The organism is Burkholderia singularis (genome assembly GCF_900176645.1).
GTDB classification, from domain to species: Bacteria; Pseudomonadota; Gammaproteobacteria; order Burkholderiales; family Burkholderiaceae; genus Burkholderia; species Burkholderia singularis.
Genome location: NZ_FXAN01000042.1, coordinates 1 through 24,926, shown reverse-complemented (window position 1 = coordinate 24,926; position 24,926 = coordinate 1). Strand labels below are relative to the sequence as shown.

General features: G+C 60.1%; 23 protein-coding genes. 9 read left to right on the top strand and 14 right to left on the bottom strand.

Annotated features, from left to right (window positions below; genetic code table 11):
- Window positions 1-183: 183 nt before the first annotated feature.
- The 12 genes from BSIN_RS07910 to BSIN_RS07855 all read right to left on the bottom strand — a co-directional run bounded on the left by BSIN_RS07910 (window position 184) and on the right by BSIN_RS07855 (window position 13,066).
- Window positions 184-3,390 carry an efflux RND transporter permease subunit gene (locus BSIN_RS07910; protein WP_089340086.1) on the bottom strand — a complete coding sequence of 1,069 codons (3,207 nt, stop codon included), beginning with the start codon at window positions 3,388-3,390 and terminating at the stop codon, window positions 184-186.
- Window positions 3,387-4,916, bottom strand: a complete 1,530-nt coding sequence (locus BSIN_RS07905) for an efflux RND transporter periplasmic adaptor subunit (protein ID WP_089340114.1) — start codon at window positions 4,914-4,916, stop codon at window positions 3,387-3,389. Before BSIN_RS07905 ends, BSIN_RS07910 begins: the two co-directional genes overlap by 4 nt.
- A gap of 11 nt (window positions 4,917-4,927) precedes the next feature.
- Complete coding sequence (locus BSIN_RS07900) at window positions 4,928-6,220, bottom strand: TolC family protein (protein ID WP_089340085.1); 1,293 nt, start codon at window positions 6,218-6,220, stop codon at window positions 4,928-4,930.
- Window positions 6,221-6,312: 92 nt separating this feature from the next.
- Window positions 6,313-6,681, bottom strand: coding sequence for a hypothetical protein (locus tag BSIN_RS07895; RefSeq protein ID WP_059573238.1), 369 nt, complete (start codon window positions 6,679-6,681; stop codon window positions 6,313-6,315).
- A gap of 285 nt (window positions 6,682-6,966) precedes the next feature.
- Window positions 6,967-7,299, bottom strand: coding sequence for a DUF4148 domain-containing protein (locus BSIN_RS07890; protein WP_089340084.1), 333 nt, complete (start codon window positions 7,297-7,299; stop codon window positions 6,967-6,969).
- 262 nt (window positions 7,300-7,561) lie between these two features.
- Window positions 7,562-8,503, bottom strand: a complete 942-nt coding sequence (locus tag BSIN_RS07885; protein WP_089340083.1) for a CopD family protein — start codon at window positions 8,501-8,503, stop codon at window positions 7,562-7,564.
- Complete coding sequence (gene copC / locus BSIN_RS07880; protein WP_059573236.1) at window positions 8,503-8,877, bottom strand: copper homeostasis periplasmic binding protein CopC; 375 nt, start codon at window positions 8,875-8,877, stop codon at window positions 8,503-8,505. Before copC ends, BSIN_RS07885 begins: the two co-directional genes overlap by 1 nt.
- Before the next feature lie 62 nt (window positions 8,878-8,939).
- On the bottom strand, window positions 8,940-9,287 hold the full coding sequence (locus BSIN_RS07875; RefSeq protein ID WP_089340082.1) for a copper-binding protein: 348 nt from the start codon (window positions 9,285-9,287) through the stop codon (window positions 8,940-8,942).
- Between the two features lie 68 nt (window positions 9,288-9,355).
- The gene (locus BSIN_RS07870; RefSeq protein WP_089340081.1) at window positions 9,356-10,651 is read right to left on the bottom strand and encodes a copper oxidase; all 1,296 of its coding nucleotides are present in this window, start codon (window positions 10,649-10,651) and stop codon (window positions 9,356-9,358) included.
- Window position 10,652: 1 nt separating this feature from the next.
- Entirely contained in the window at window positions 10,653-12,149 is a 1,497-nt protein-coding gene (locus tag BSIN_RS07865; RefSeq protein WP_089340080.1) for a TolC family protein, read from the bottom strand.
- Window positions 12,146-12,445, bottom strand: coding sequence for a hypothetical protein (locus tag BSIN_RS07860; protein WP_089340079.1), 300 nt, complete (start codon window positions 12,443-12,445; stop codon window positions 12,146-12,148). Before BSIN_RS07860 ends, BSIN_RS07865 begins: the two co-directional genes overlap by 4 nt.
- An 87-nt stretch (window positions 12,446-12,532) precedes the next feature.
- On the bottom strand, window positions 12,533-13,066 hold the full coding sequence (locus BSIN_RS07855; RefSeq protein ID WP_256583693.1) for a hypothetical protein: 534 nt from the start codon (window positions 13,064-13,066) through the stop codon (window positions 12,533-12,535).
- A gap of 158 nt (window positions 13,067-13,224) precedes the next feature.
- On the opposite strand from BSIN_RS07855, the gene BSIN_RS07850 reads away from it, so the two are divergent.
- The 5 genes from BSIN_RS07850 to BSIN_RS07825 all read left to right on the top strand — a co-directional run bounded on the left by BSIN_RS07850 (window position 13,225) and on the right by BSIN_RS07825 (window position 17,782).
- Window positions 13,225-13,896, top strand: coding sequence for a heavy metal response regulator transcription factor (locus BSIN_RS07850; RefSeq protein WP_069235406.1), 672 nt, complete (start codon window positions 13,225-13,227; stop codon window positions 13,894-13,896).
- Entirely contained in the window at window positions 13,893-15,293 is a 1,401-nt protein-coding gene (locus BSIN_RS07845; RefSeq protein WP_089340077.1) for a heavy metal sensor histidine kinase, read from the top strand. Before BSIN_RS07850 ends, BSIN_RS07845 begins: the two co-directional genes overlap by 4 nt.
- 520 nt (window positions 15,294-15,813) lie before the next feature.
- Window positions 15,814-16,461 carry a PadR family transcriptional regulator gene (locus BSIN_RS07840; protein WP_369828157.1) on the top strand — a complete coding sequence of 216 codons (648 nt, stop codon included), beginning with the start codon at window positions 15,814-15,816 and terminating at the stop codon, window positions 16,459-16,461.
- Window positions 16,462-16,495: 34 nt separating this feature from the next.
- The gene (locus BSIN_RS07835; RefSeq protein ID WP_089340075.1) at window positions 16,496-17,323 is read left to right on the top strand and encodes a siderophore-interacting protein; all 828 of its coding nucleotides are present in this window, start codon (window positions 16,496-16,498) and stop codon (window positions 17,321-17,323) included.
- 222 nt (window positions 17,324-17,545) lie between these two features.
- Window positions 17,546-17,782: a hypothetical protein gene (locus tag BSIN_RS07825; RefSeq protein ID WP_089340074.1), complete on the top strand. Its 237-nt coding sequence runs from the start codon at window positions 17,546-17,548 to the stop codon at window positions 17,780-17,782.
- Between the two features lie 35 nt (window positions 17,783-17,817).
- On the opposite strand, the gene BSIN_RS07820 is transcribed toward BSIN_RS07825, so the two are convergent.
- Complete coding sequence (locus tag BSIN_RS07820) at window positions 17,818-18,414, bottom strand: undecaprenyl-diphosphatase (protein ID WP_089340073.1); 597 nt, start codon at window positions 18,412-18,414, stop codon at window positions 17,818-17,820.
- 468 nt (window positions 18,415-18,882) lie between these two features.
- Between BSIN_RS07820 and BSIN_RS07815 the strand changes: the two genes are divergently transcribed.
- From BSIN_RS07815 to BSIN_RS07800, 4 genes are all read left to right on the top strand, one after another.
- A complete protein-coding gene (locus tag BSIN_RS07815) occupies window positions 18,883-19,623 on the top strand; it encodes an acetoacetate decarboxylase (protein ID WP_089340072.1) in 741 nt (246 codons plus the stop codon).
- 46 nt (window positions 19,624-19,669) lie between these two features.
- Window positions 19,670-20,455, top strand: a complete 786-nt coding sequence (locus BSIN_RS07810; RefSeq protein WP_089340071.1) for a 3-hydroxybutyrate dehydrogenase — start codon at window positions 19,670-19,672, stop codon at window positions 20,453-20,455.
- Window positions 20,452-21,672 (top strand): patatin-like phospholipase family protein, encoded by a 1,221-nt coding sequence (locus BSIN_RS07805; RefSeq protein ID WP_089340070.1) that lies wholly within the window; start codon window positions 20,452-20,454, stop codon window positions 21,670-21,672. The genes BSIN_RS07810 and BSIN_RS07805 overlap by 4 nt, the downstream gene beginning before the upstream one ends.
- A 73-nt stretch (window positions 21,673-21,745) precedes the next feature.
- Window positions 21,746-22,210 carry a hypothetical protein gene (locus tag BSIN_RS07800; protein ID WP_089340113.1) on the top strand — a complete coding sequence of 155 codons (465 nt, stop codon included), beginning with the start codon at window positions 21,746-21,748 and terminating at the stop codon, window positions 22,208-22,210.
- 179 nt (window positions 22,211-22,389) lie between these two features.
- Here the strand turns inward: BSIN_RS07800 and BSIN_RS07795 are convergent, their stop codons facing one another.
- On the bottom strand, window positions 22,390-23,430 hold the full coding sequence (locus tag BSIN_RS07795; RefSeq protein WP_159935898.1) for an AraC family transcriptional regulator: 1,041 nt from the start codon (window positions 23,428-23,430) through the stop codon (window positions 22,390-22,392).
- Window positions 23,431-24,926 lie beyond the last annotated feature (1,496 nt).

Sequence of the window (24,926 nt, the reverse complement as noted above, 5' to 3'; positions counted from 1 at the left end):
TGCTCAGGCGCTTCCCCACTCCCCCCACGGAGCGGCCTGGCCCTTGAGCCCCGCCCTGAAACTTCCTCACAGTGACGAATCATCTTGGCCGGCACACCAGATGACTTCACGGCTTCTCCAATATTCGTGAACGGCTCCTCCGTCCAAACGCGCCATTGCGTCAGACGGAAACGAACAGGCTCTTCATCGGTTTTCTCCAGACCGGGGAAAACCCGTTTTCGAGCCAGATGGTATTGAATCGAACGTTGGTGCATCACTGGCCGCTCGCACACGACGGCCCTGCAGCAACAACCAGGCAGCCGGGATCACGAACATGGAAAGCAACGGCGCAGTAATCATGCCACCCACCATCGGGGCGGCAATACGCTGCATGACTTCGGAGCCGGCACCCTGCCCCATCATGATGGGAATGAGGCCGGCCAGCACGACCGCGACCGTCATTGCTTTCGGCCGCACACGCAACACAGCGCCTTCGCGAATCGCATCAAGCAGCAATGCTTCAGTGAGCGGCTCGCCCGCTTCCAGCCGCCGGTTCAATGCACCCTTCAGGTAAAGTAGCATCACGACGCCGAATTCGGCGGCCACGCCAGCCAGGGCAATGAAACCGACCGACGTTGCGACGGAGACCGCGTGCCCCAGCATCCAGATGAGCCAGAACCCGCCGACGAGTGCAAACGGCACGGTCGACATCAGCAACAATGCATCCGCTGCGGAATTGAACGTCAGGAACAGCAGCACGAAGATGACGGCGAGCGTAACGGGGATGACCATACGCAGCTTTGCCGCTGCCCGCTCCAGATACTCGAACTGTCCCGACCAGGCGATTGAATAGCCTGGCGGAAGTTTGACCTGCCGCGCAACGGCCTTCTGCATGGCCTGCACTGCGGACTGAAGATCCGTATTGCGGATATCCACGTACACATAGCCGGACAGCCGCGCATTCTCGCTACGAATCATCGGCGGACCGTCGGCGATCGTGATGTGCGCAACGTCGCCGAGTTGAATTTGCGCACCTCGGTCCGTGACGACGGGCAACTGCCGCAACTTTTCAAGCGAGTCCCGGACTTCGCGTGGATAACGGATATTGATCGGAAAGCGCTCGCGGCCGGCGATCACCTCGCCGACGTTTTCGCCACCGACAGCCGACGACACGACCGACTGGATGTCCGCGACCGACAAACCATATCGTGCGGCCGCGAGCCGATCGATGTCGACATCGATGTATCGGCCGCCGTTCAGTCGCTCCGCCAGCGCGGATGTCACGCCGGGCACGTTCTTCACGGCCGCTTCGACCTGCGTCGCAATGCTGTCGATTTGCGTCAGGTCGGGCCCTGAGATCTTGACCCCGACCGGCGTCTTGATACCCGTGGACAGCATGTCGAGCCGGTTCCGGATCGGCGGTACCCAGACGTTCGACAGGCCCGGCACCTTGACGGTCCGGTCCAACTCGTCGACGAGCTTCTCCGGCGTCATGCCAGGCCGCCACTGATCACGTGGTTTGAACTGTATCGTCGTCTCGAACATCTCCAGCGGCGCGGGGTCGGTCGCCGTATCGGCGCGTCCGGACTTGCCGAATACCGTTGCCACCTCGGGCACCGTCTTGATCAGCCGATCAGTCTGCTGCAACAGCTCCGATGCCTTTGCCGCCGACATTCCGGGCAGTGCAGTCGGCATGTACAGCAAGTCGCCCTCATCGAGCGGCGGCATGAACTCGCCTCCGAGCCGCGAGATCGGGATAATCGTCAGCGCCAATGCAGCGGCCGCCAGACCGATCGCGAACCATGGACGCCGCAGTGTTCCGTCAAGTAGTGGCTTGTACAGTTGAATCAACACGCGGTTGATGGGGTTCGCGTTTTCATGCGGAATGCGCCCACGGATCAGATAGCCCATCAGCACGGGCACAAGCGTCACGGACAATCCGGCGGCAGCGGCAATCGTGTACGTCTTCGTAAAGGCGAGCGGCGAAAACAGCTTGCCTTCCTGGCCTTCGAGCGAGAAGACAGGAACGAACGACAGCGTGATGATGAGCAGCGAGAAGAACAACGCCGGCCCGACTTCCGCTGCAGACGTCGCGATCAGCTTCCAACGATGCGCCATTGATATCCGCAATTCCGGATGCTCATGCTCATAGGCTTCCAAATGCTTGTGTGCATTTTCGATCATCACGATGGCCGCGTCGATCATCGCGCCGATCGCAATCGCGATGCCGCCCAGCGACATCAGGTTCGCATTCACGCCCTGGTAACGCATGACGATGAATGCAGCCAGCACGCCAAGCGGCAGCGACAAAATGGCGACGAACGCGCTGCGCAGATGGAACAGAAATACTGCACAGACGAGCGCAACGATGATGAATTCCTCGATGAGCTTGTCTTTCAGGTTGCCGACCGCGCGCTCGATAAGCTGCGAGCGGTCGTAAGTCGTGACAACCTCGATGCCGGCTGGCAACGAGTGCTTCAGATCCTCGAGCTTTGCCTTTACCGCGCCGATAGTGTTCAAAGCGTTCTTGCCCGAACGCATGACGATGACGCCACCAGCGACCTCCCCTTCGCCGTTCAGCTCGGCGATGCCGCGGCGCATCTCCGGACCGATCTGGATACGCGCAACGTCGCCCAACAGCACGGGCGTGCCAGTGTCGTTCGTGCGGAGCACGATATGGCGGAAGTCATCCAGCGAGCGCAGATAGCCGGACGAGCGCACCATATACTCGGATTCGGCGAGTTCGACGACCGAGCCGCCGGACGCCTGGTTCGCCTTGCCAAGCGCATCGGCAACCGTCGATTGCGTGATGCCATAGGCGCGCAACTTGTCGGGGTCCAATACGACCTGGTATTGGCGCACCATGCCGCCAATGCTGGCGACTTCGGAGACATCAGGCACCGACTTCAGCTCAAACTTGAGGAACCAGTCATTGAGTGCACGCAACTGCCCGAGGTCGTGCTTCCCGCTCCGGTCAACGAGTGCGTACTCGTATACCCAGCCGACACCCGTCGCGTCGGGTCCGAGCGAAACGGTCGCGCCCTGAGGCAGACGGCTTTGTACCTGATTCAGGTACTCCAGCACACGTGAGCGTGCCCAATACTGATCAGTCTTGTCGTCGAACAGCACGTAGACGAATGCATCGCCGAACGATGAGTACGCGCGAATGGTCTTCGCGCCCGGTACGCCGAGCAGCGTCGTTGTCAGCGGATACGTCACCTGGTCCTCGATGACCTGCGGAGCCTTGCCGGGATACGAAGCCTTGATGATGACCTGTGTATCCGAGAGGTCGGGCAATGCGTCGAGCGGCGTTTCCTTGAGCGAGTAAACGCCCCACGCAGCGATGAGCACGGTCGCGAGCAGCACCAGGAGCCTGTTGTGAATGGACCAGTGGATGACACGCGCAATCATTTGGCGCCTCCGAGCGGTTCAACCTTCGTCAATTGGTAGCCGTCGTCCGTTTGCTCGAAGACGAAATGCACGGTCTGCCCGGCCTTTACGTCAGGAAAGGCGTTTGCAGCCGGCTTGTTGAACGCCATCGTCATCGCCCCCCAGCCGAGCGCCGGCACGGGTTGGTGAGAAAACGTGATGTCCGTGGCCGTGACCTTTTCGACCTTGCCGGTGGTCTCATAAGATTGCACGGCGGTGGCCGGACCCGATGCGGGCATCGCTACATTCGAGCCGGCGTTTCCTTCAAGCCGTGGCAGAACGGACTTGAGGCTCGCCTCCGAATCGATGAGGAACTGTCCCGACGCGACGACGGTATCGCCTTCGTTCAATCCACTGAGCACTTCGGTTTCGTCGCCGGCATCATTGCCGATGGTTACCGAGGCAGGCTGCAGGCGACCGTCGCTGTTCTTAACGATGACGACCGATCGCTTGCCGGTGGTAATGACCGCTTCGGACGGCACGAGCAATCGAGAAACGTTCTTCCGGCCGGCGACGCGCACACGCATCAGCATGCCGGGCGTCAGTTTCAGCGATGCATTGTCGATTTCCAGGCGAGCCTGCAGCGTGCGGCTGCTCGTGCTGATGCCCGGCAGGATTTCGCGGATGTGCCCGGTGAAGTGTTGCGCCGGATCACCGGCAAACGTCGCGTCGACCGCCATTCCCGGCTGCACCGTCAGCGCAAGCGCCTCCGGAATCTCGACGATCAGCCAGAGCTTCGACAGGCCGGCAATCTTTGCCAACGTCTGCCCGGGTGCCACCATCGCGCCGTCCCGAACATTGAGTTCGCTAACGACGCCCGTCTCCGGTGACGATAGAACGACATGGGTTTGCGCTTTGCCGGTCCTGTCGAGGCTCGCGATCACGCCGTCCGGAATCGACAGTGCACGCATCCGCGCACGCGACGCATCGAGCAGGCTGCTATCCAGCCCGCCGCGCTTGAGCGCAAGATATTCCTCTTGCGGTGCCAGCCAGTCAGGCACGAACAGAGATGCGATCGGCGCGCCCTTGGCGATGCGCTGCATCGGCGCACTGGCGTACAGGTGATCGATGTAACCGGTCACACGCGATTGAACGACGTCCGAGCGGGATTCGTCGAACTGTGTGGTGCCGACCGCGTCGAATCCAGCCGCTGTCTCTTGCCGGCGAACGGTCGCATAGCGAATCCCGAGATTCTGCTGCAGGCCCGAGTCGATCTTGATGCCGGACGCACTGCCGCCTTCATCGGCGTAAACCGGTTCGAGTTGCATGTTCATGAAGGGAGACTTACCAGGCTTGTCGAAGTGCTGGCTCGGCACCATCGGGTCGTGCCAGTACAGCACCTTCCGGCCGGTCTTCGGGTCGATTTTGTCGCCCGAAGCGGCGTTGGCGGCAGACATCGCCGTCTCGTTCGTCGAGGCATGGCGCGTGCCGGCGAAATAGCCTGCGCCAAGCAACGCTGCGCCGGCGAATGCCGCAAAAATTGCGCGCATCAGTGGTTTCTTCGTCATGTTGCGCTCCTTCACTGGGCTACGGCCATCGTTGACGGAACCACTTGATATTCGAGCCGGGCCCAGGTTTGCGACACCTCGCGCTTCAGATCGAGCACTTGAAGCTGCGCTTCCAATTGCGCGCGGCGGGCAGCAAACGTGTCCGCAAGCGAGCCGGTGCCGGCCCGGTAGGCAGCGTCGGCGAGTTGCACGCGCTGGTCAGCGGCAGGCAGAAGCGACCGGCTCAGGTTGGCGATACGCTCGCGGCCGCTCGTCAGCGTAGCGGACTGCGTGCGGATATCGGTCTGGATCTGCCGAAGCGTGTCGTCGTACATCAACCGAGCCTTCGTCGCCAGTTCGGCTTTTTCGGCGACGTCTCGGTTCTGACGGTTCTTTCGGTTCAGCGGCAGCGGGATGGTCACGCCCACCGACACCATGTTCGAATACGCACCGCCGCGCTGCTGGTAAGCGACTTCCCACGTCCAGTTCGGACTGCGTTCGCTGTTCGCGACTGCAGTATCGGCTTCGGCCACCGCGATATCGTCGGCAGCCGCCACGAGTGTCGGCTGCGAAAGGCGCAATTCGTCGGGCGGCAACGACGACACGAACGATTCCGGCGCCGGCGGTTCACCGCTCACATCGGATACGGGTACCGCCGTCCAACGCGATAGCGCAATGAGTGCGGTTTGGTAGGTCTGCTGCGCTTTGAGTACCTGGTCTCGCGTCTGTGCCAGCATCGCTTGCGCCTGGACTACATCGGCCGCGCTGGCCTTCGCACCGCGGTAGGAGGCTTGGGTAGCCGCCAGTTCGTGCGTCATGTGAGCCAGCAATGCTTGCTGGAGCGCGACGGCTTGCTTTGCGTAGACGGCGTTGAGCCAGGCAGCCGCGGTTTGCTGGCGGACATTTGCGAGCTGCATCAGATAACCGGCCCGCTCGCGCCCGACCATTTCGCTGGCCAGCGCCGAACGAAGACGCCGCTTGTCGCCGGACACCCACTCCTGCTCGATGCCAATGCGCCGCATCGTCATGAAATCCTGACCGACCGTGAACCGCTGCGGCCCGTTCACCGGCAGGTTATCGATACCGGCTTTGAGCATCGGATCAGGAAGTTGGCCGGCCTTGACGGCCGCCTCCGAGCTGGCACGGATGGACGCTTGCGCGGCTTGCATCGATGCCGAATGGTCGCTGGCCGACTGCAGGGCCGCGTCGAGCGTGAAAGGAGCTTGCTGCGCATGCCCGACGCCCGCGACAAGCAGCGCGGCAACAAGGATGGGCACGCGCCGAAGAGCACGCCGACCGCGCGGCGTGCCAAAAATAAATGGCATGGTCTAACCCCAACGGCGAAATCCCATAGGGATTCCACGTCCTGGCATAGGACGAACCTCACCGCATGCGCGGTGAACCTGTCAGCGTGGGATTAGATGAGACGCGGAGGTCGCCACAGCCCATTGGGGTCGCGAACCGGAAGTGAATCGACGTAGTGGAAGACGACCGAGCAGACCAACGCCGCAGGACGGCTGACGTCGGCACATGCCGTTGGATGATAGAGGCTGCCGAACTGGCACTCGGCGGTGGCCTTGCAGAACACGCCCTTCGCAGCGGCTTTTCCCGGCGACGACGAGTTCATCGAATCGCAGCCGCGCATATCGGCGGACATACTCGAATCCGAGTCCATGGACATGGATTGCTGCATCGGACATTCGCCGGTCAGCCCGCTCGCTGCCAACCCACTGATGGGCAGCATCGCGCAAAGCAACAACAGGAGGATAGTCCGGAGCAATTTCATAGGCCGCATTATAGTCCTGCGATACCGCCGATTGCAGCGCAATTGCAATGATGTTTAGGCCCCGAAACATACGCTCGATACGAGCGCCACGACGAGTTCATGCTGAATTTGAGTACAGCGCTTGCGTGCCTGGCCAAGAGACAAGTTACGCCATTCAGCGACTGCATCAAACTTGGCCTGGATTGCGCGAGCGGTCTGTCTGCTCGTGTCGAGCACGAGCCAGCCAGGTTGAATGCGCGGCCGTTCGGAACACGCCGCGCCAGGTTTTGAACAGCGACGCGTGCATCAATGTTGAGCGGCCCACTTCGGCTCAACCAGCCGGTGGAGTTCCTTGTTGCGTGCGATCGTCGCTTCGCTAGGCGGATAGTCGAGCTTGCTCGTCGGCAACAAACCATCGTGATAAGCCTGGATCAGCTCTTGCCGAACCTGCTCCCGAGTCTTGCCTGACGATACGGTATTTGCGCTTTGTGCCTGCAACGCCGCGGGCGAAGTCACACTGGCGCCAGCGACGGCGCTGCTGTCTAGTGCGACAACGGGATAGGCGTGACCGCCATCGGCAAATGCAGACGTGGAGGCGAAAGCGGAAATAACGACGGCAGCAATGATTTCAAGTTTCATGTTTTCTCTCCATTGTGAAGTACGCAGCCGCACCTACGGCTCCATTGAGATCTATTCTGAAGAGGTAGCCCTGATCGGACCGTGACATGAAGATGATTTTTTGATCATGCTGCTTTTATTTTCAGTCGTACCCTGCGGCACCACGCGCGGTTACCTAAAAAAGCCCGGCCTAATCAGCCGGGCTGACAAAGACAAGATCCATTACGAATCGCTCTCCCATGAGTGACTCGGCGACGTGCACGAACGGAATGCATCGGACGAATCACGTCGTTCCCGGCAACGGACTCGAAACGAGCACGGCAGCAACCGTCAGAACGCCCAGTAGAATCAGGGATTCGACGTGGAGTACAGCACCGAAGCGCCGAAGCGGCTTAGTAAATTCTGATTTCGTCGGTATCCTGAGCGTCGACAGCAGCGTCGGCATCTCGAAGAAGCGGTTATGTCCGCCGAGCGCGGCCGCAACCAGCACGAGCACAAGTTTCAACAAAAGAATCTGGCCGTATGCCGATCCCCCTAGATTCACCGGCGTATCGATCCATCTCCATCCGTTGTATGCCCCGGTGCTGAACAAAATCATCAATGCATAAGTCGACGCGTCTGAGAGCGATTGCACGAACGACGCACTGGTCTGCCGCTCGCTTGCAGGCGCATCAAGCAGGCTCGGCATCACGACGTAGGTCGTCACCAGAACGAGCCCCACCCACGTACTAATGGCCAGCAGATGCAACCAGTCCACCCACACCGGCAGGCTGAAGGGCCCCGTATCGACCGGATGACCGCTGTTGCTGCGCGCCAACGCAACGCAGGCCAATGCAACCCATATCCCCAACGCGAAGCGCTTCTCGCTGCCCTGGCGCAGGAATACCAATACGACAACGCAAAGCATGAAAATCGCCCCGGCCAGCCACGCATGTCCAAAGCCGGTTCCTACGAGCATGGACCACACGGCAGGCCCAGCCTCGAGCAGCGTCGAATCACTCATCAACGCACAATGTGCCCAGAACGACAGCATGCTCGCCAGCAGAGAAAGAATGGACGCCATCCGAATTGTCATGGCGAGCCGGCGGCCAACGCCGGCTCGCCACGTGGAGTCTCCCCGCACAAGCCAACGGCTGCTGAGTAACCCGCCCACGATCACCGCGAAGCCAACATTCTGAATCGCCACCGCGATCAGACGCAGGATGCCCAGGAACCCGTCGTTCATTACTTCACCTTGAACGTGTAGACACCCTTGGTCTTGTGCGCGTCCGCAGTCATGACAGCCCACTGAACCGTATACGCGCCGGATGCGAGCTTCGGTACGGCAAGCGTCATGACGCGCGGATTGGTCGCATCGATCTTCGCTTTTTCCTTCGTCACCGGTGCACCGGTCGCATCGGCGATTTTCACCGAACTGAAGGTCGACTCGAGGTCTTCATTGAAAGTCAGGCGCAATGCGTCTGGCGTAGCGTCGACGGTGCTGCCCGGCGCCGGCGTTGCGCTTTCCAGTTTGCCGTGTGCGAACGCGGCGAGGGGCGCGGATGCAACAGCACCAGCGATAGCGAGGCCGGCGAAATGTCTGAGAGTCGAAGTCTTCATATTGTTGCTTATCTCGAAGAATGAAACGGGGACTGCGGCATGCGCACCCCCGTCATTTGTCATCACTGTTTCTGCAGCTTGACGACGGTCAAGGCGCCGTTGACTTCCTCGGCAACGAAATCGATCTTGTCGCCGACCTTCACCTGCGACAGCATCGCCGGATCCTTGGCCTTGAACACCATCGTCATCGCTCCCATACCGAGGTTTTCGAGCGGACCATGCTTGATGGCCAGCTTGCCTGCAGCCGTGTCGATCTTCTTGATTTCGCCGTGCGACATGCTGCCCGGTGCGTCGGCGCTTTGCTTTGCGTCGCCGCTCATGTTCATGTTGCTCATATCGCCTGCTGCATACGTCGACGCAGAGAACGCCAGCGCGCAGCCCATTGCTATTGAAAACAGTGCTTTCTTCATCGTGCTATCTCCAGAGTTGAGGTGATGAAACCAACGCTTGGGGGGTGGCCCCGGCCTTGTTGTGTCAATCAGCTGTCCGGCAATTCGCCGGTGTATTCGTATGCAACGGTGCCTTTGGGATGCTTGAACCAGCCGGGATCGCGATAGTCGTTCCGCCCGAGCCCGCGCCGAACCTTGACGACCGTGAACATGCCGCCCATCTCCAGCGGCCCGAATGGACCCGTACCCGTCATCATCGGCAGCGTGTTGTCGGGCAGCGGCATTTCCATCTCGCCCATTGCGCCACCGGTGCTGCCCATTGCCATGTAGTCGGGCACCAGCTTGTTGATGCGCTTGGCCAAGTCTTTCTGCGGCACGCCGATCATGGTCGGCACGCTGTGCCCCATCGCATTCATCGTGTGATGCGATTTGTGGCAATGAAACGCCCAATCTCCCGGCCGGTCCGCGGTAAATTCGATCGCACGCATCTGGCCGACCGCAACGTCGACCGTCACCTCCGGCCAACGGGCCGCTGGCGGAATCCAGCCGCCATCCGTACCCGCCACCTCGAAGTGGTAACCATGCAAGTGAATCGGGTGGTTCGTCATCGTCAGATTGCCAAACCGGATTCGCACGCGATCGCCGGCCCGAACCGGCAACGGATCGATACCAGGGAACACGCGCGAGTTGAAGGTCCACATGTTGAAGTCGGTCATCTCGTTGACGCGTGGCGTGAAGCTGCCCGGCTCGATATCGTAGGCAGACAGCAGAAACACGAAATCGCGGTCGACCGGCATGACGCTACGGTCTTTCGGGTGCACGATGAACATGCCCATCATGCCCATCGCCATCTGCACCATCTCGTCGGCGTGCGGGTGATACATGAAGGTGCCGTGCTTCTCGAGCTGGAACTCGTACACGAACGTCTTGCCGGGCGGGATATGCGGCTGCGTCAAGCCACCGACACCGTCCATCCCGCTCGGCAGCAGCATCCCGTGCCAATGGATCGTCGTGTGCTCGGGCAACTTGTTGGTAACGAAGATGCGGACCTTGTCGCCTTCGACAGCCTCGATCGTCGGGCCCGGCGACTGGCCGTTGTAGCCCCACAGATTTGCTTTCATCCCGGGGGCCATTTCACGCACCACGGGCTCGGCTGTCAGATGAAACTCCTTCCAGCCATTCTTCATCCGCCACGGCAACGTCCAGCCGTTCAACGTCGCGACCGGTGTGTATGGGCGGCCATTGGGCGGCACGAGCGGCGGCTGCATCGTCGCCTTCGCCATGGTTGGCGCTTCCGGCAACGAAGCCGCGCCGGCCTTGCTGACCATCGCGGCGCCGAGGATTGCGGCCCCCGAGCCGCTGAGGAATTGTCGACGGGACACCATGTTATTTACCTTCCGAATGCATTTCGTGCGCCGGTTGTGCCGTGGATGCCGGCGCCGGTTGCGCCATCGTTGCCATGGACGGTTTCGCCGACGATTGCGCGTCCGTCGGCGTTGGCGCGGCCGGCGCAGCGCCGGCTTGCGGCAGGCGTCCGCCCAGCGCTTGCTGGAGATCCGTTTCCGCGAGCCAGTAATCTTTCAACGCGTCGATATAGCTGTTCACCGCACCGACTTGCTCGCGCGAGTCGGCGAGTAGTTCGAAAACACTGACGAGCATGCCGTTGTAGCGAAGCAGTAGTTCGTCAGAGATCGTCTTGCGGATCGGCACGACCTCGTCGCGATAGTGCTTCGCGACGTCGTAACTGCTGGCGTAAGCGGAATACGACTCGCGCACCTCCGATCGCGCATCGATCGCCGTTTGGGCAAGCCGGTTCGCAGACTGCATGTAGATGGCCTGCGCGCGGGCGACCTTGGCGCTGCCGAAATCGAAAATGGGGATTTCGATACTGATTTCGTAGCCGTGCTCGTGGCCCTTGTCGGTCTCGTAGTTGTTCTGATAGCCGATATCGAGTGCGTTAATGAACCGCGTTGCGTTGCTCAGGCCCAGAGACGAGGCAACCCCCTGCGTGCGCAGCTTCGCCGCCTGGATGTCGAGCCGGTTCTGCATCGCGAACTGCTCGAGATCCTTCAGTTCCGGCCGTTCCTTCGGCAGATCCGGCAAGCGATCAGGCAACGTGTACTGCGTGCCGGTACCCCATACGCCCATCGTGCGTGTGAGTTTCTCCCTAGCCGATACCGCTAGCTGCCGGGCCTTGGCGGCCTGCGCGATCGAATCGGCGTAGAACGCCTGCTCCCGCGCATAATCGAGCTTGCTGAAGTTCCCCGCCTGCCGCATGCGCGAAGCCAATTCGGCCCCTGCGTCAGCGGAGTCCCTCACCTGGTTCGCGTAGTGGGCGGCCTGCTCGGCAGCCACTGCGTTAATGTAGGCGCGCCGCGCCTCGGCTGCGAGCTTCAGCATCGCGTCGGCAGTCTCGAGTTTCGTTTGCTCGAAGCGTCGGCCCTCGATATGTGCGGCAAACGGCAAGGTCAGGATGCTCAGTACGTTCGCCGAAAACGCACGGCCGATGCTCAGATCGCCATTGCCCGCTCGCGTGCGGCTGAACGTGAAGCCCGGGTTCGGCAGCCGCCCCGCCTGCACCAGATCGGCTTCCGAAAGCCCCAATTCCGCATACGATGCCTGCAATCCTCGATTGTTCAGCAGAGCGATCTGGACGGCGTCGTCCATCGAGAGCGGCTTGGCAAGCAATTGCTGCGTCCGCTTGGCCACTGCGTCCCGATCGGTATCGGTTTTGACGATGACCGCGTCCTTGCCGAGGCGCTCCGTGGTGATCGACGACACCGCACCAAACCCGCCGTCCTTCGAGAAGGTGGTACAGCCGGCCAGAAGCGCCATGAAGGCAACACCCGCGCTCATGCGCGTTGAAACGAATCGTTTCATCATTTGGCGGGCTTTCCATGTTGCGAACGATTCGACTTGCGATCGCCGGCTGACTCGTTCATCTCGCCGCCGTGCATGATGCCGCCGCCGGCTGGCTTACCCTGGACCGCTTGATTGAGTTGCGGCCAAGTCAGGTTGTCGGCATCGTTGTATCGGCGATAGCCGTCGAAGGCCGGCGCAGCCGAAATCGCCGGGACGGATGCCGCTGCATCCGTCGGATCGGGAATCGTTTTTGTGGCGTGCACGAGCGTCGGCAATGAAGCCGCCGCGCCCAGCAGCGCCGCAGAAATCAGTCGCATAGATTTTCTCGTCGTAAATCATCTGACGGGTCCACACAGGAGCGTCAGTACGAATGGCACATCCCGCGCGCTACTTGCGGGGAAGCATCAGACGAGGGCGTAGCGAGGAGGTCGCTCGATGCCGTCGGTCAGGAAAGACACGACACCGGCACCAGGCGCAATGGATACGACGACGCGTGTTGCGTCCGAGGATATGACGACGGCCGGCACCGCCGGTAACCCGGTGCCGAAGCAGCAGGCCGCACATGTCGAACATGAATGTGCGTGATGGCTGCCGCCGTGGTGACGAGCGTGATGGTCGTCGGCCGCGAGCGCCGTTGCGGGCATGTCGTGATGATGCTCGGACATGCGTTGTTCGGCATGAACGATTGGCGTTTCGCCGGCTTTGGCAAGCACGCTGGCGCATTTCATCGAGGCAGCCGCGAACGACTGAACCGGCAGGCTCAGCGCCAACAGCACGACGATGAAGAAATTGCGCCAATATGACATGGGGGCGGAGCTTAGCACGGGCAGTTCGCTACGATAACTTCGATAACGTATCCGGGTGTGGCCACCAGCGGGATAGCCGGGATCTAGCTTATCGGCCGATATGTGACGAAGGCGTGGTCGAAAAATGATCATTTTTTCATCCAGCGATGACGGCCGTGCTCGCCGGCCGCAGCCATCGCGGATTCATGAAAAAATTGTCATCCAGCCGTCATTTTTCACGCCCTTTCCCACCCGTATGCTGGGCGCAGCGCGTGCCCTGCCGAGCCCGTCGATAGGCCTATTGCACTTCCATGCGGATACTCATAGTCGAAGATGAACCCAAAATGGCGTCATACCTCCGAAAGGGGCTGACGGAAGCGAGCTATACCGTCGATGTCGCCGAGAACGGCAAAACCGGATTGTTCCTCGCGCTACATGAAAATTTTGACCTCGTCGTGCTCGACGTCATGCTCCCGGAACTGGACGGGTTCGAGGTACTCAAGCGCCTGCGAGCGGAAAAGCAGATGCCGGTGCTGCTGCTTACCGCCCGCGACGCGATCGAGGACAAAGTAACCGGGCTTGAACTCGGCGCCGACGACTATCTGCTCAAACCGTTTGCCTACGCGGAATTTCTCGCGCGTATCCGGTCGTTGCTCCGGCGCGCACCGAGGAGCGTGCGGGACATTCTGCTCATTGCGGACATGGAGATCGACCTGCTCAAGCGGCGGGTGCGCCGCGGCGACAATCGCATCGAGCTGACCGCACAGGAATTCGCGTTGCTGCAGCTTCTAGCTGAACGGGAAGGCGAGGTTTTGACGCGTACTTTCATCACATCGCAGATTTGGGACATGAACTTCGACAGCGATACGAACGTCGTCGACGCCGCGATCAAGCGCTTGCGTGCCAAAGTCGATAATTCATATGACAAAAAGCTGATCCACACCATCCGAGGCATGGGATACGTGCTCGAGGACCGCTCATGACGGAAAAGGCGGCGCCTTACTCGCTGCTCACACGGTTGACGCTCGCCTTTGCCGCCGTCGCCGGCATGGCGTTTGCGCTGACTGGTGCTTATCTTTATCGGTCCCTGTCGACTGAATTGCAGCGGCGTGACGATATCGAGATCAGCGGCAAGCTGAGTCAGTTTTTGCAGTTGGCTCACGCCAGCGGTTCGACACAGCGCGTTCGCGCAACTCCCGCAATGTTCCATGAGGCGCTTCTCTCGCACCCCGGCGTCTACCTCGGTATCTACGACGCGCAGAACAATCCGCTAATCGAGCACACGGCCGCGCCAGGCGCGACGTTGAAATCGATCGCCACCGGCGGCCATCCGCCTCGTGTTCCATATACGTGCGAGCCGGAGGGCATCGGGCTGTCGCGCTGCATTTTCGCGCGTGACAGATTGCCCTCCGGCGACGACATACAGGTCTCACTTGTGCGAACCGCGACTGACCGGCAGTCGCTTATGGAAAACTATTGCGTCGACATCTGGCTTGCGGTCGCAGCCGGCGCGGCATTGCTCGGCGGCTTGGGTTATGCGATCGCCCGCCGAGGCCTTCGCCCGGTGGAAAGCCTGGGCCGCCAGACCTCGACGATTGAGGCGCACAATTTGAGCGAGCGGCTCGACATACGCGGTGGCCCGCTCGAGCTGCGCGAACTCGCGTCGTCGGTCAATCGCATGCTGGATCGGCTCGAGCGCGCGTTCGTGCGCCTCTCGCAATTCTCTTCCGACCTCGCTCACGATATGCGCACCCCCCTCGCCAACGTGATCAGCTCGTCGCAGATCACATTGTCGCGGCCGAGAACGCGTGACGAATACGAGACGTTGATCGGCTCGAACATCGAGGAATGCGAGCGCCTGCAACGGATGATCGAAAGCATGCTGTTCCTCGCACGTGCCGACAACGCGCGGCAACCCCTCAAGCTGTCAGCTCTCGAATCCGGTGACGAACTGATGCGGCTGGCCTCTTACTTCCAGAGCGTCGCTGACGAGAAGCGCATCGATATCGTGGTCCAGGGCAGCGCCCGCGTATCGGCCGATGCGACGTTGTTTCGCCGGGCGCTCGGCAATCTCGTGTCAAACGCCATCGACCACGCGCTGGCCGGATCGACGGTCGTGCTGGCTTCGAGTTGCTCGGGAGGACATGCCGTCATCGAGGTAACCAATCACGGACAGCCGATCTCGCCCGAGCACATCGACCGAATTTTCGAGCGCTTTTATCGAGTCGACACCGCACGGCACGGGTCGTCCAGGAACGCGGGCCTCGGGCTCGCCATCGTGAAATCCATCATGGAGCTGCACCACGGAAGCATCGACGCGACAAGCGGCGACGCCGGTACGACTTTCACCCTGCGCTTTCCGGATTCCACCGGCATGTGAGCCTTTGACGCAAACGCGCTCAAGGAGATCGACGATGGCGCTCCCCATCCCAGCGCGGCGCCATGCGGAGCCGGCTCGGAACAATTCTCCGGTTTGAGCCGGACAGGCCACTCACGCGAAATTGATTCAACCTTGGCCATAAATCTTTCCGTGGCCGCAGACCGGCGGCATCGGGACTAGCTCGGTGCCGGCTGCTTCATAGTTTTTACCTATCAATTACTCGAATCCCTCTTCGAGAAAAGCTCGCATTCGTCGAGCACCCGCATCTGCCTAACAAGCGACTTCCCTCCTCCCATCCCCCAAAAATCATGTTGACTTTATATCTTTCGATATATATCTTTAGATACATCTAAAAACACATTGGAGTCCTGAGATGCGCCATGCTCATCTGTTCTCGCGCCGTATGGACGGCATGCACGATGTATCCGGCCACGGGCGATACGCCCATGAACATCATCATCGTGAACGATTCGGCCGCGACCCGTTCAGCCACGAATGGCTTGGTCACGGACCGTTCGCGATGTTTCATCACATGCGGCACATGATCGGCGGTCGCCGGCGCGGCGGCGGCGGCCGGCACGGCTTCGGGCCGTTCGGCGAAGGTTTCGGCAGCGGCTTCGGCGGCGGCCCGAACGGCTTCGGCAACGACGACGCATTGCCACGCGGCCGCCAGTTCAGCGCGGACGACCTGCAACTGCTGCTGCTCGCGCTGCTCGCCGATCAGCCCAGCCACGGTTATGAACTGATCAAGGCGCTCGACACCCGCTCGGGCGGCTTTTACGTGCCCAGCCCCGGCATGGTGTACCCCGCGCTTACGTATCTGGAGGAACTCGGCTACGTAACGGTGCAAGCGGAAGGCAATCGCAAGCGCTACGCGCTTGCCGATACCGGCCGTGCGCATTTGAACGCGCAGCGCGAACGTGTCGAGATGCTGTTTGCGAAGCTCGAGCACCTCGGCCGCAAGATGGAATTCATGCGCCGCGCATTCGCTGGCGACGCACCGGCCGACGACGATACGCGCGGCTGGCTTCAGGAATTCGTTGACGCGCGGATGGCGCTAAAACATGCGCTGCTGCGCAAGAGCGGCGCGAGCGCCGACGAGCAACGCCGCATCGCGGCGATCTTGCGGCGCGCCACCGCTGAAATCGAAGGCCGGACAACGGACTGAGCGCCCGCATCGGCTTTTCAAGGAGAACCGCTTCATGACCCAACCGATGACCGAGCGCATGGTCGCACGCGTGCGCCACCCACTGAAATTTCGCTTGCTGCAAGTCAAGCACGTCAGTGCCGTCACGCCGCATCTGATGCGCGTCACGCTCACGGGCGATGAATTGCACGACTTCGAATCCGCGTCGTTCGACGATCACGTGAAGGTATTTTTTCCGCCTCCCGGCGAAGACGCGCCCGCGCGCCCCGAACTCGGCCCGAACGGCATCGTGTTCCCCGAAGACCGGCCGCGCCCCGTTGCACGCGATTTCACACCGCGCCGCTACGATCGCGACGCGCGCGAACTCGATCTCGATTTCGTGCTGCATCATCCGGGTCCGGCATCGCAATGGGCGGCGCACGCACAGGTCGGGCAAATGCTCGGCATCGGCGGCCCGCGCGGCTCATTCGTTATCCCGAAGGATTTCGACTGGCATCTGCTGATCGGCGACGACACCGCGTTGCCCGCGATCGCCCGGCGGCTCGAAGAATTGCCGGCCGGCGCGCGCGTCACGGTGGTGCTGGAAGTTGCTGATCCGTCTGCGCAGATCGACTTTGCCACCCGCACGAATCTGTATCGGGTTTGGCTCCATCGGAACGATGCGGCGCAAACCACAAACGGTGCGAGTCAACTGGTCAGCGCGCTGCGCGATTTGCCGCTGCCGGCAGGCGACGGCTATGTATGGGCTGCCGGCGAAGCGTCCGAGATGCGCGCCGTGCGCGAGCATCTGTGCGGCGCGCGCGGCATCGCGAAATCACGGATTCGAGCAGCCGCGTATTGGAAGCGCGGCGCGAGCGCGGTTCACGAATCGCTCGACGACTAAGCCCGTGGCCCGCGATAGCCGGCGTCCCCCATCGCGCCGGCAAGCCGCAGGCGCATTGCGATCGGCGGCTGTTGCCGCCGTTGCATCCGCACGTGCAATGTTCTATATCTATTTTGACGGCCTGCGTTTGCGCCGGCGAAGGTGTCACGGCGCACGCCGGCGTGGTTCGTCATGAACGCCGAAGCAAGCGTTCGCGCGTTGTGCATCGTTGCCCGATACACCATGCCCCATCCATCCAACTCCGCCGGTATTGGGAAGAAGCTCAGGATTGCCGGCTATTGCAGTCTTGCCACAATCGCGATCGGGCTATTCGTCGCGATGTGCGCGATCCTGAAAGACGGTGTGCCCGATCGCGAAGCCGCGCATCGGCGGCAGAATGAAAGCGTCGAATTGCATGGCGGCACGAACGCCGAACACGCCGCCGCAAACGATGCCGCCGAAGCGAAAACGCCCGGTTGATTCGTCACTTCGTGAGCGCCGATCAGCCTGAATAATCAGTCGATGCGAATCGACTTGCCGTGCAGCCGTGCGAATGTGGCGGCATGCACCGCCTCGCCGATCCGATCAAGCAGCGCCGTCAACGGACGGCCGTACAAATGAACGGCCAGCGCACCGGCCGTTCCGACCAACACGCCGCCCGCGATGTCGAACGGCCAGTGCACGCCGACATAAACACGCCCCCATCCGACCACCACCGCGATGAGCGCGAGCACGATGCCCGCCGTGCGCGTCCCCGCCGCGACGATAAGGCCCGCCGCAATGCTCGCAACGAAGGTCATGTGATCGCTTGGAAATGAGCTGTCCGGCGCGTGCGGCACGAGTTGCGTGCCGATACCGAGTGCGAACGGCCGCGCAGAGTACCAGAAATAGCCGATCACCTGCGCGAACGCGAGCGCCGCGCACGCGCCAAGACCGGCTTCGATTGCCTGCCGTCGAGTTGGGCGCGCGCCCATGATCCAGGTCAGCAGCAGCAGAATCGGCACCGCGTACACGAGCCAGTCAGCGGCAAACACCCCAAAATGGGCAACGGCTGAATTGGGCGTCAAACCCGCGTTGAGCGCGGAAAAAATGGCGAGATTAAGATTTTGCATGGGACGAAAACAGTGGCGGAATCGCACGGCATCGAGTAGTGAAGTTCGTCCAATGCTAAAAAGCACATGCTTAAGAACAACTTAATACCCGAAGCGCCACAAAACCAAAGGAAAGTCGAAGATTCTAACAACGCGCGGGTTCGAGAACACAAGTTCGATGAAAGTTCAATCGCGCGGCCTTTCTTGGTAAGCCAGCCCACCTTTCCTTTCCCCGTAATCACTCACCACTCCTTCCCCGAAAAAGCTCACCTTTCTCTTTTATTCCAAATATTTCGAACGCCTGACAACCAATCTTCCCGCCTGATATTCGCGCCAAACCGCCACTGCACAATTGTCAAAATTTGTCATTTCGTTTTACTAATTTTCGCAATAATCTTTTCCAAGTGCGGCACCGCACAAGTACCGCGGCCGCGCTTAGCATAGCGAGTGCTCTTGCTTGCCAACGAAACGACCACGAAAGGAGTACCCATGAAATCCAGCGACGTTCGATCGAAAGCTTTTGCGATGCCTCTTACAAGCCCGGCATTCCCAATGGGTCCGTACCGTTTCGTCAATCGGGAATTTCTGATCATCACCTATCGCACCGACATCGATCGCCTGCGCGAAATCGTTCCGGAGCCGCTGAAAGTCACCGAGCCTCTCGTCCATTACGAATTCATCCGGATGCCCGATTCGACGGGTTTCGGCGATTACACCGAGAGCGGACAGGTGATTCCCGTCGAATTCAATGGTCAGCCGGGCAGCTACACGCTCGCCATGTACCTGAACGACCATCCGCCGATTGCGGGAGGCCGCGAATTGTGGGGCTTCCCGAAAAAACTCGCACAGCCGACGCTCGAGACCCACATCGATACGCTGCTCGGCACGCTCGACTATGGCCCCGTGCGCGTCGCGACGGGCACGATGGGCTACAAGCACAAGGAACTCGATATCGCCGAGCAAGCCAAGCGCCTCGGTGGAGCGAATTTCCTGCTCAAGATCATTCCACACGTCGACGGCTCGCCGCGCGTGTGCGAACTCGTCCGCTATTACCTGCAGGACATCACGATGAAAGGCGCATGGACCGGCCCCGCTGCGCTGTCGCTCTCGCAGCACGCGCTTGCGCCCGTTGCCGATCTGCCGGTGCTCGAAGTCGTCGAGGCGCGCCATCTGATCGCCGATTTGACACTCGGCTTGGGCGAAGTCGTCTACGATTACCTCGCGCAGTGACGCGCGTCATTTTTTCTTCCACCCCATTCTCCATAGGAATTCGATCATGAGCAATCTGAACGGCAAAACCGCGGTCGTGACGGGCGCCGCAAGCGGCATCGGCAAGGAAATCGCGCTGGAACTCGCTCGCGCAGGCGCGGCCGTTGCGATCGCTGACCTGAACCAGGACGGTGCCAATGCGGTCGCCGCGGAAATCGAGCAAGCGGGCGGCAAGGCAATTGGCGTCGCAATGGACGTGACGAATGAGGACGCGGTCAACACCGGCATCGACAAGGTCGCCCAGACGTTCGGCTCGGTCGACATTCTCGTGTCGAATGCGGGTATCCAGATCGTCAATCCGATCGAGAACTATCCGTTTGCCGATTGGAAGAAGATGCAGGCGATCCACGTCGACGGCGCGTTCCTGACCACGAAGGCCGCGCTCAAGCATATGTACAAGGACGATCGCGGCGGCGTCGTCATCTATATGGGCTCGGTGCATTCGCACGAGGCGTCGCCCCTCAAGTCGGCCTACGTAACCGCCAAACACGGCCTGCTCGGTCTTGCGCGCGTGCTCGCGAAGGAAGGCGCGAAGCACAACGTGCGCTCGCATGTCGTGTGCCCCGGCTTCGTGCGCACGCCGCTCGTCGACAAGCAGATTCCCGAACAAGCGAAAGAGCTTGGCATCAGCGAAGACGAAGTGGTGAAGAAAGTGATGCTCGGCCAAACGGTCGACGGCGTGTTCACCACCGTCGAGGATGTCGCAAAGACGGTGCTGTTCCTGTCGGCATTCCCGAGCGCCGCACTCACCGGCCAATCGTTCATCGTCAGCCACGGCTGGTTCATGCAATGAAACCGCGCGCCCGGACCGAGAAGCAGGCGGTCGACCCGGAAATCCTGCACAACGAAGCAAGTGCACCACACGTGCCGGCCCGCGATCTGCCGTATGAAACGATCGCACTCGTGCTGCAAGGCGGCGGCGCGCTCGGCTCGTATCAAGCCGGCGTGTTCGAAGGGCTTCATGATGCGAGGATTCCGCTCAACTGGATCGCCGGCATCTCGATCGGTGCGCTCAATACCGCGTTGATCGCCGGCAATCCGCCCGAGCGGCGCGTCGAGCGGCTGCGGGAGTTTTGGGAGACGATCTGCCAGCCCGCCTTCTTCCCGTCGCTGCCGGCCGCGTTCGAGCACGCGCTGTTCAACAGCCACGAGCATCTACGCTCGATGCTGACCGCAACGCAAACCGCCAGCGCGTTCCTGCAAGGACAGCGCGGCTTTTTCGTGCCGCGTTTTCCGCCGCTGTTGCCGAACATGACGCAGCCGCCCGAGAAGGTCAGCTATTACGATACGTCTGCGCTGCGTGCGACGCTGCTCAAGCTGTGCGACTTCGACCGGATCAATTCCGGCGAAATCCGGGTATCGGTCGGTGCGGTCAATGTCGGCACCGGCAACTTCGCGTATTTCGACAACACGAAAACGACGTTGCGGCCCGAGCACTTCATGGCGTCCGGCGCGCTGCCACCCGGCTTTCCGCCCGTCGAAATCGACGGCGAGTTCTATTGGGACGGCGGCGTGGTGTCGAACACGCCGCTCATGGAGGTGCTGCGCGCAACGCCGCGCCGCAACACGCTCGTCTTCCAGGTCGATCTGTGGAGCGCGCACGGACCGTTGCCGGAATCGCTGAACGATGTTGCCGAACGCACCAAAGACGTCCAGTACTCGAGCCGCACGCGCTTCGTGACCGACATGCTGCAACGCGAGCAACGGTTCCGCAACGTGCTGCGCCGGGTACTCGAGCAAGTGCCCGAAGACGTGCGCAAGCAGGATCCATGGTGCCAAAAAGCCGAAGAGCTGTCGTGCAGCCGCAGCTACAACGTGCAGCACTTGATCTACCAACAGAAATCCTACGAGCACCAGTACAAAGACGTGCAATTCGGCTTGTCGACGATGCGCGATCACTGGAATGCCGGGCTCACTGATATTCGCAAGACGCTCTCCGTGAGCGACGGCCTCGACCTGCCCAACAACGACGCGGGCTTCGTTACGCACGATATCCACCGAATCCGGTAACGCTCTTTCAACGTTGCTGCCAATCCGCGGCCGGTTTACATCGGCCGCGCTTTTTTTCTTTCCGTCGACAACCATGCCACTTCTGCTCATTCCACTCGTGCTCGCCGCACTGATGTGGGGCGCCGTTCTCGCCTTCGATGCGATGGCCACTTGGCTGGGCAGCACGACCGCGATAGGCTTGGCCGCCGCTGCCGCCGTATTGCTTGTGGCTGCGATCGCCTTTTGGGTCAGGCGTTACCGTGAAATCGCACCGAACGCGCACAACGACGGCTGGACGCATGTGGTGCAACGCACCTGGGGCTACTTGCGCGTATCGACGACGAAAGGATTACTGTGGCTCTCGCAAAATGGCGTGAACGGCCGTTATACGCTGAGCGACCTCGGCGCTTGCCGCGTTGAGATACGCGACGAGCGTTGGTATCTGATCGTCGCCGTGCGCGACGCAGAGCACGCCGAATGGACGCTGCCGATGCGGAGCAAGCGCGATGCACTGCGTTGGGCGCGCGTGCTCACGCTTGCGAAACAGCAGCGGCTGTAGTGAGGGGCCCGCATTAAAGCCGGCGGCGATCCACCCCGTTCCCAATCCCGAAAATTCTCACCTTTGGCCGGCGTCGAAATATCACGCGCGCTTCAAGATGAAGCGCCTGTTAGAAGGCGCCCAGCGGGGTCGTCCGTCGATGCGCCATCCACCCTTGCGCGCGTACACCAGGATTTCGTTCAAACGTAGTGCCATCCCTTGTAATCCCGCGCCGTCCTGTCGGAGCGCTCTCTCATCTTTAGATTGGCGCCCCATACCGCGCTTTGGATTTCCTTGGGTGTAAATCCAAAGTATTTTTTGAAGTCTCTCGTCAAGGTGGACACGCTATAAAAACCATACTGGTAAGCGATATCTGAGAGCCGCCGCTTCGGCTCGCCTTGCATCGAAAGTATCAAATATATCTTCCGCAGTCTGGCCACCTTGATATATTCATTGACGCCGAGATTATTCTCGGCAAACAGCCGATACAAACTCGCTCTCGATAATCCGACCTCTTTGCAAATCGACTCGACACTCAGCGCGGGCGATGCCAGATTCGCGGCGATGTACTTCTTGATGCGGCCGAACATTTCGACCTTCAACTCGGATTGGGCCTGGTGCAGATTATCCTTCGTCGGCATCAACATCGCGGTCAGCATACCCAAGGTTGCCTGGGCGACATTCGGAACTTCCGCTGCGGAAATGTCCTGTAGCTTCGTCACCAGTGAGTGGAGATACTGACTCGTCAGTGCGGCCAGCGTGCCGCTGACGACCGTGCCGTGGCGCTCGGACAAATCGAATGGAATCAGTTTGCGCGGCACCATAAGCACAACGAAGCTCCCCGCATGTACCTCCACCTGGTAAGGCTTCGTCAAGTCGGCGATGGCGATCTGATGAGGCAGCACGTGTTCGACACTGTCGAACTTGCTCGCACGCCATGCATTTTCCTTGCTCGTTCTGAAAAAATAATGATCAAACCCGTCTTCGCGAATCCGCTTGTCACAGCGAATTGCGTCATAACTCACCGGATCGTCCTGATACTTCGTGGTGTACGTTACATTACCAATCATCAATTGATTGACATGAATGCCGTGAAAATGACTGTCAATCGTGGAATCGTTTGAAATGCCGCGATTTCCGGGTACCACCTGGGCCAATACGTTCTGATCGCGCCATGCATCGAGTTTATCTGAGGATGAATAAGGAGATGTCGAAAACTCAAAAAAAACCGGGTCAGACATATTGCCTCCAATTCTTATAGATATCGATATGTAGAGTGGGGAAATACCAATGCGCATCCCTGCCGATCGAATCGGCGTATAGCCAATGCGGCAAAGCGGTGAGTTTTGAGTTCGGTGCCGTGAATGCCGGCGAGATCGCGCGATGCCGATCTATGGTTCGAACAGCGCCATCGGCACATGATGGCGCATCTGCCAATCACTCATCGGGACACAATGGATCGTGCTGAGTACGACTACGGCATACCGAACTGGCCACGCGCCCCGCTCATTGCATGCGGACGCCCGAATGCGCGGCCGGCAGGAAAGTCATGCGCCCGGCCGTGCGCGAATGCGGTTGTAAATCCAATACGCTTGATCGACATCGTTTCCCTCGTGGATGAACATCGGCCTGCTTCTCAATGCGTCTCGTCTTCCTGGCGCACGCCAGCGCGACGTCGGCGTCACTCCTTCCGACATCGCACCCCGACTGCATCTGGGTCATCGAGATTTTTCGGCGTGCTGAGCCGCACGCTTCTAGACATATGGGCCGTACCGTCAACGCAGGCGTCTGCGTCGCGGCTGCATTTATATCGGCCGCTCCCCGCAATCCGATACGGGGTACGCACCCCGCGTGTTCGCCCGCACCCAAGGCAGGGTGCGGTTCCGCCCTTCGACTGGCATTGCCGAGGGCATGCTTGATGCAATCGCCGATGCATCGGGCATTGCCTCGCATACGGATACGAACCCTCCCGAAGAGACCGCATGCGAATGTTTGTTCATCAAGAGTTCCGCGCGAATTTGCTCGGCTAACGCGTGGGGCAACACCATGTCGTGACCTGTCCAACGATCAAGAAAATCGGACAACATCTTCAGTATGGAATGACCCGTCGCCATATCGTCTCCTGCATTCATGCGACTCCCCACCGGCCCCGATTACGAGAGATCGGCTCGCACATGACGACTCGGGCACAGATAGCCCTCACCATCACATGGTCGATTCAACGAATGAACATCATGATGAACAGGACCCGTCGGACAAGATCAAATTATATTTATTCAAAGATAAATAATCAAATATTTTTTTCATTTTTTCCTATTATGGAATTTCGCTTCCATAATACGCAGAAGACTACTGAGACTTTTATTTCTAGGCCATGTCAGTATCTGCAATATGAAGGCCGCCTCTAGCGGAACGGAAATTTCCATTACCAATTGAAGCAAATCAATTTATAAAAAATTACATTTCAAACATTACATTTCCAATGAATTTTCATTCTGATTATTTTACAAGCCGAATTTCGTGAAATTCCAATTGATGCGATATCGTTTTTGCAACTTTTTGTAAACGCGCGCCTCTGGTCCTGATCGAAGCCGCGTCAGGAAATGAAGCTAACTTGAATCGATATCCCAGCGGCATCGTTAGCTGTACCACCCGCCGCCCAACGCGCGAATCAGATTGACCGTCGAGACGGCCTGCGCGCCTGTCAACTGATTGGCCTGCAACTGCGACTCCAGCA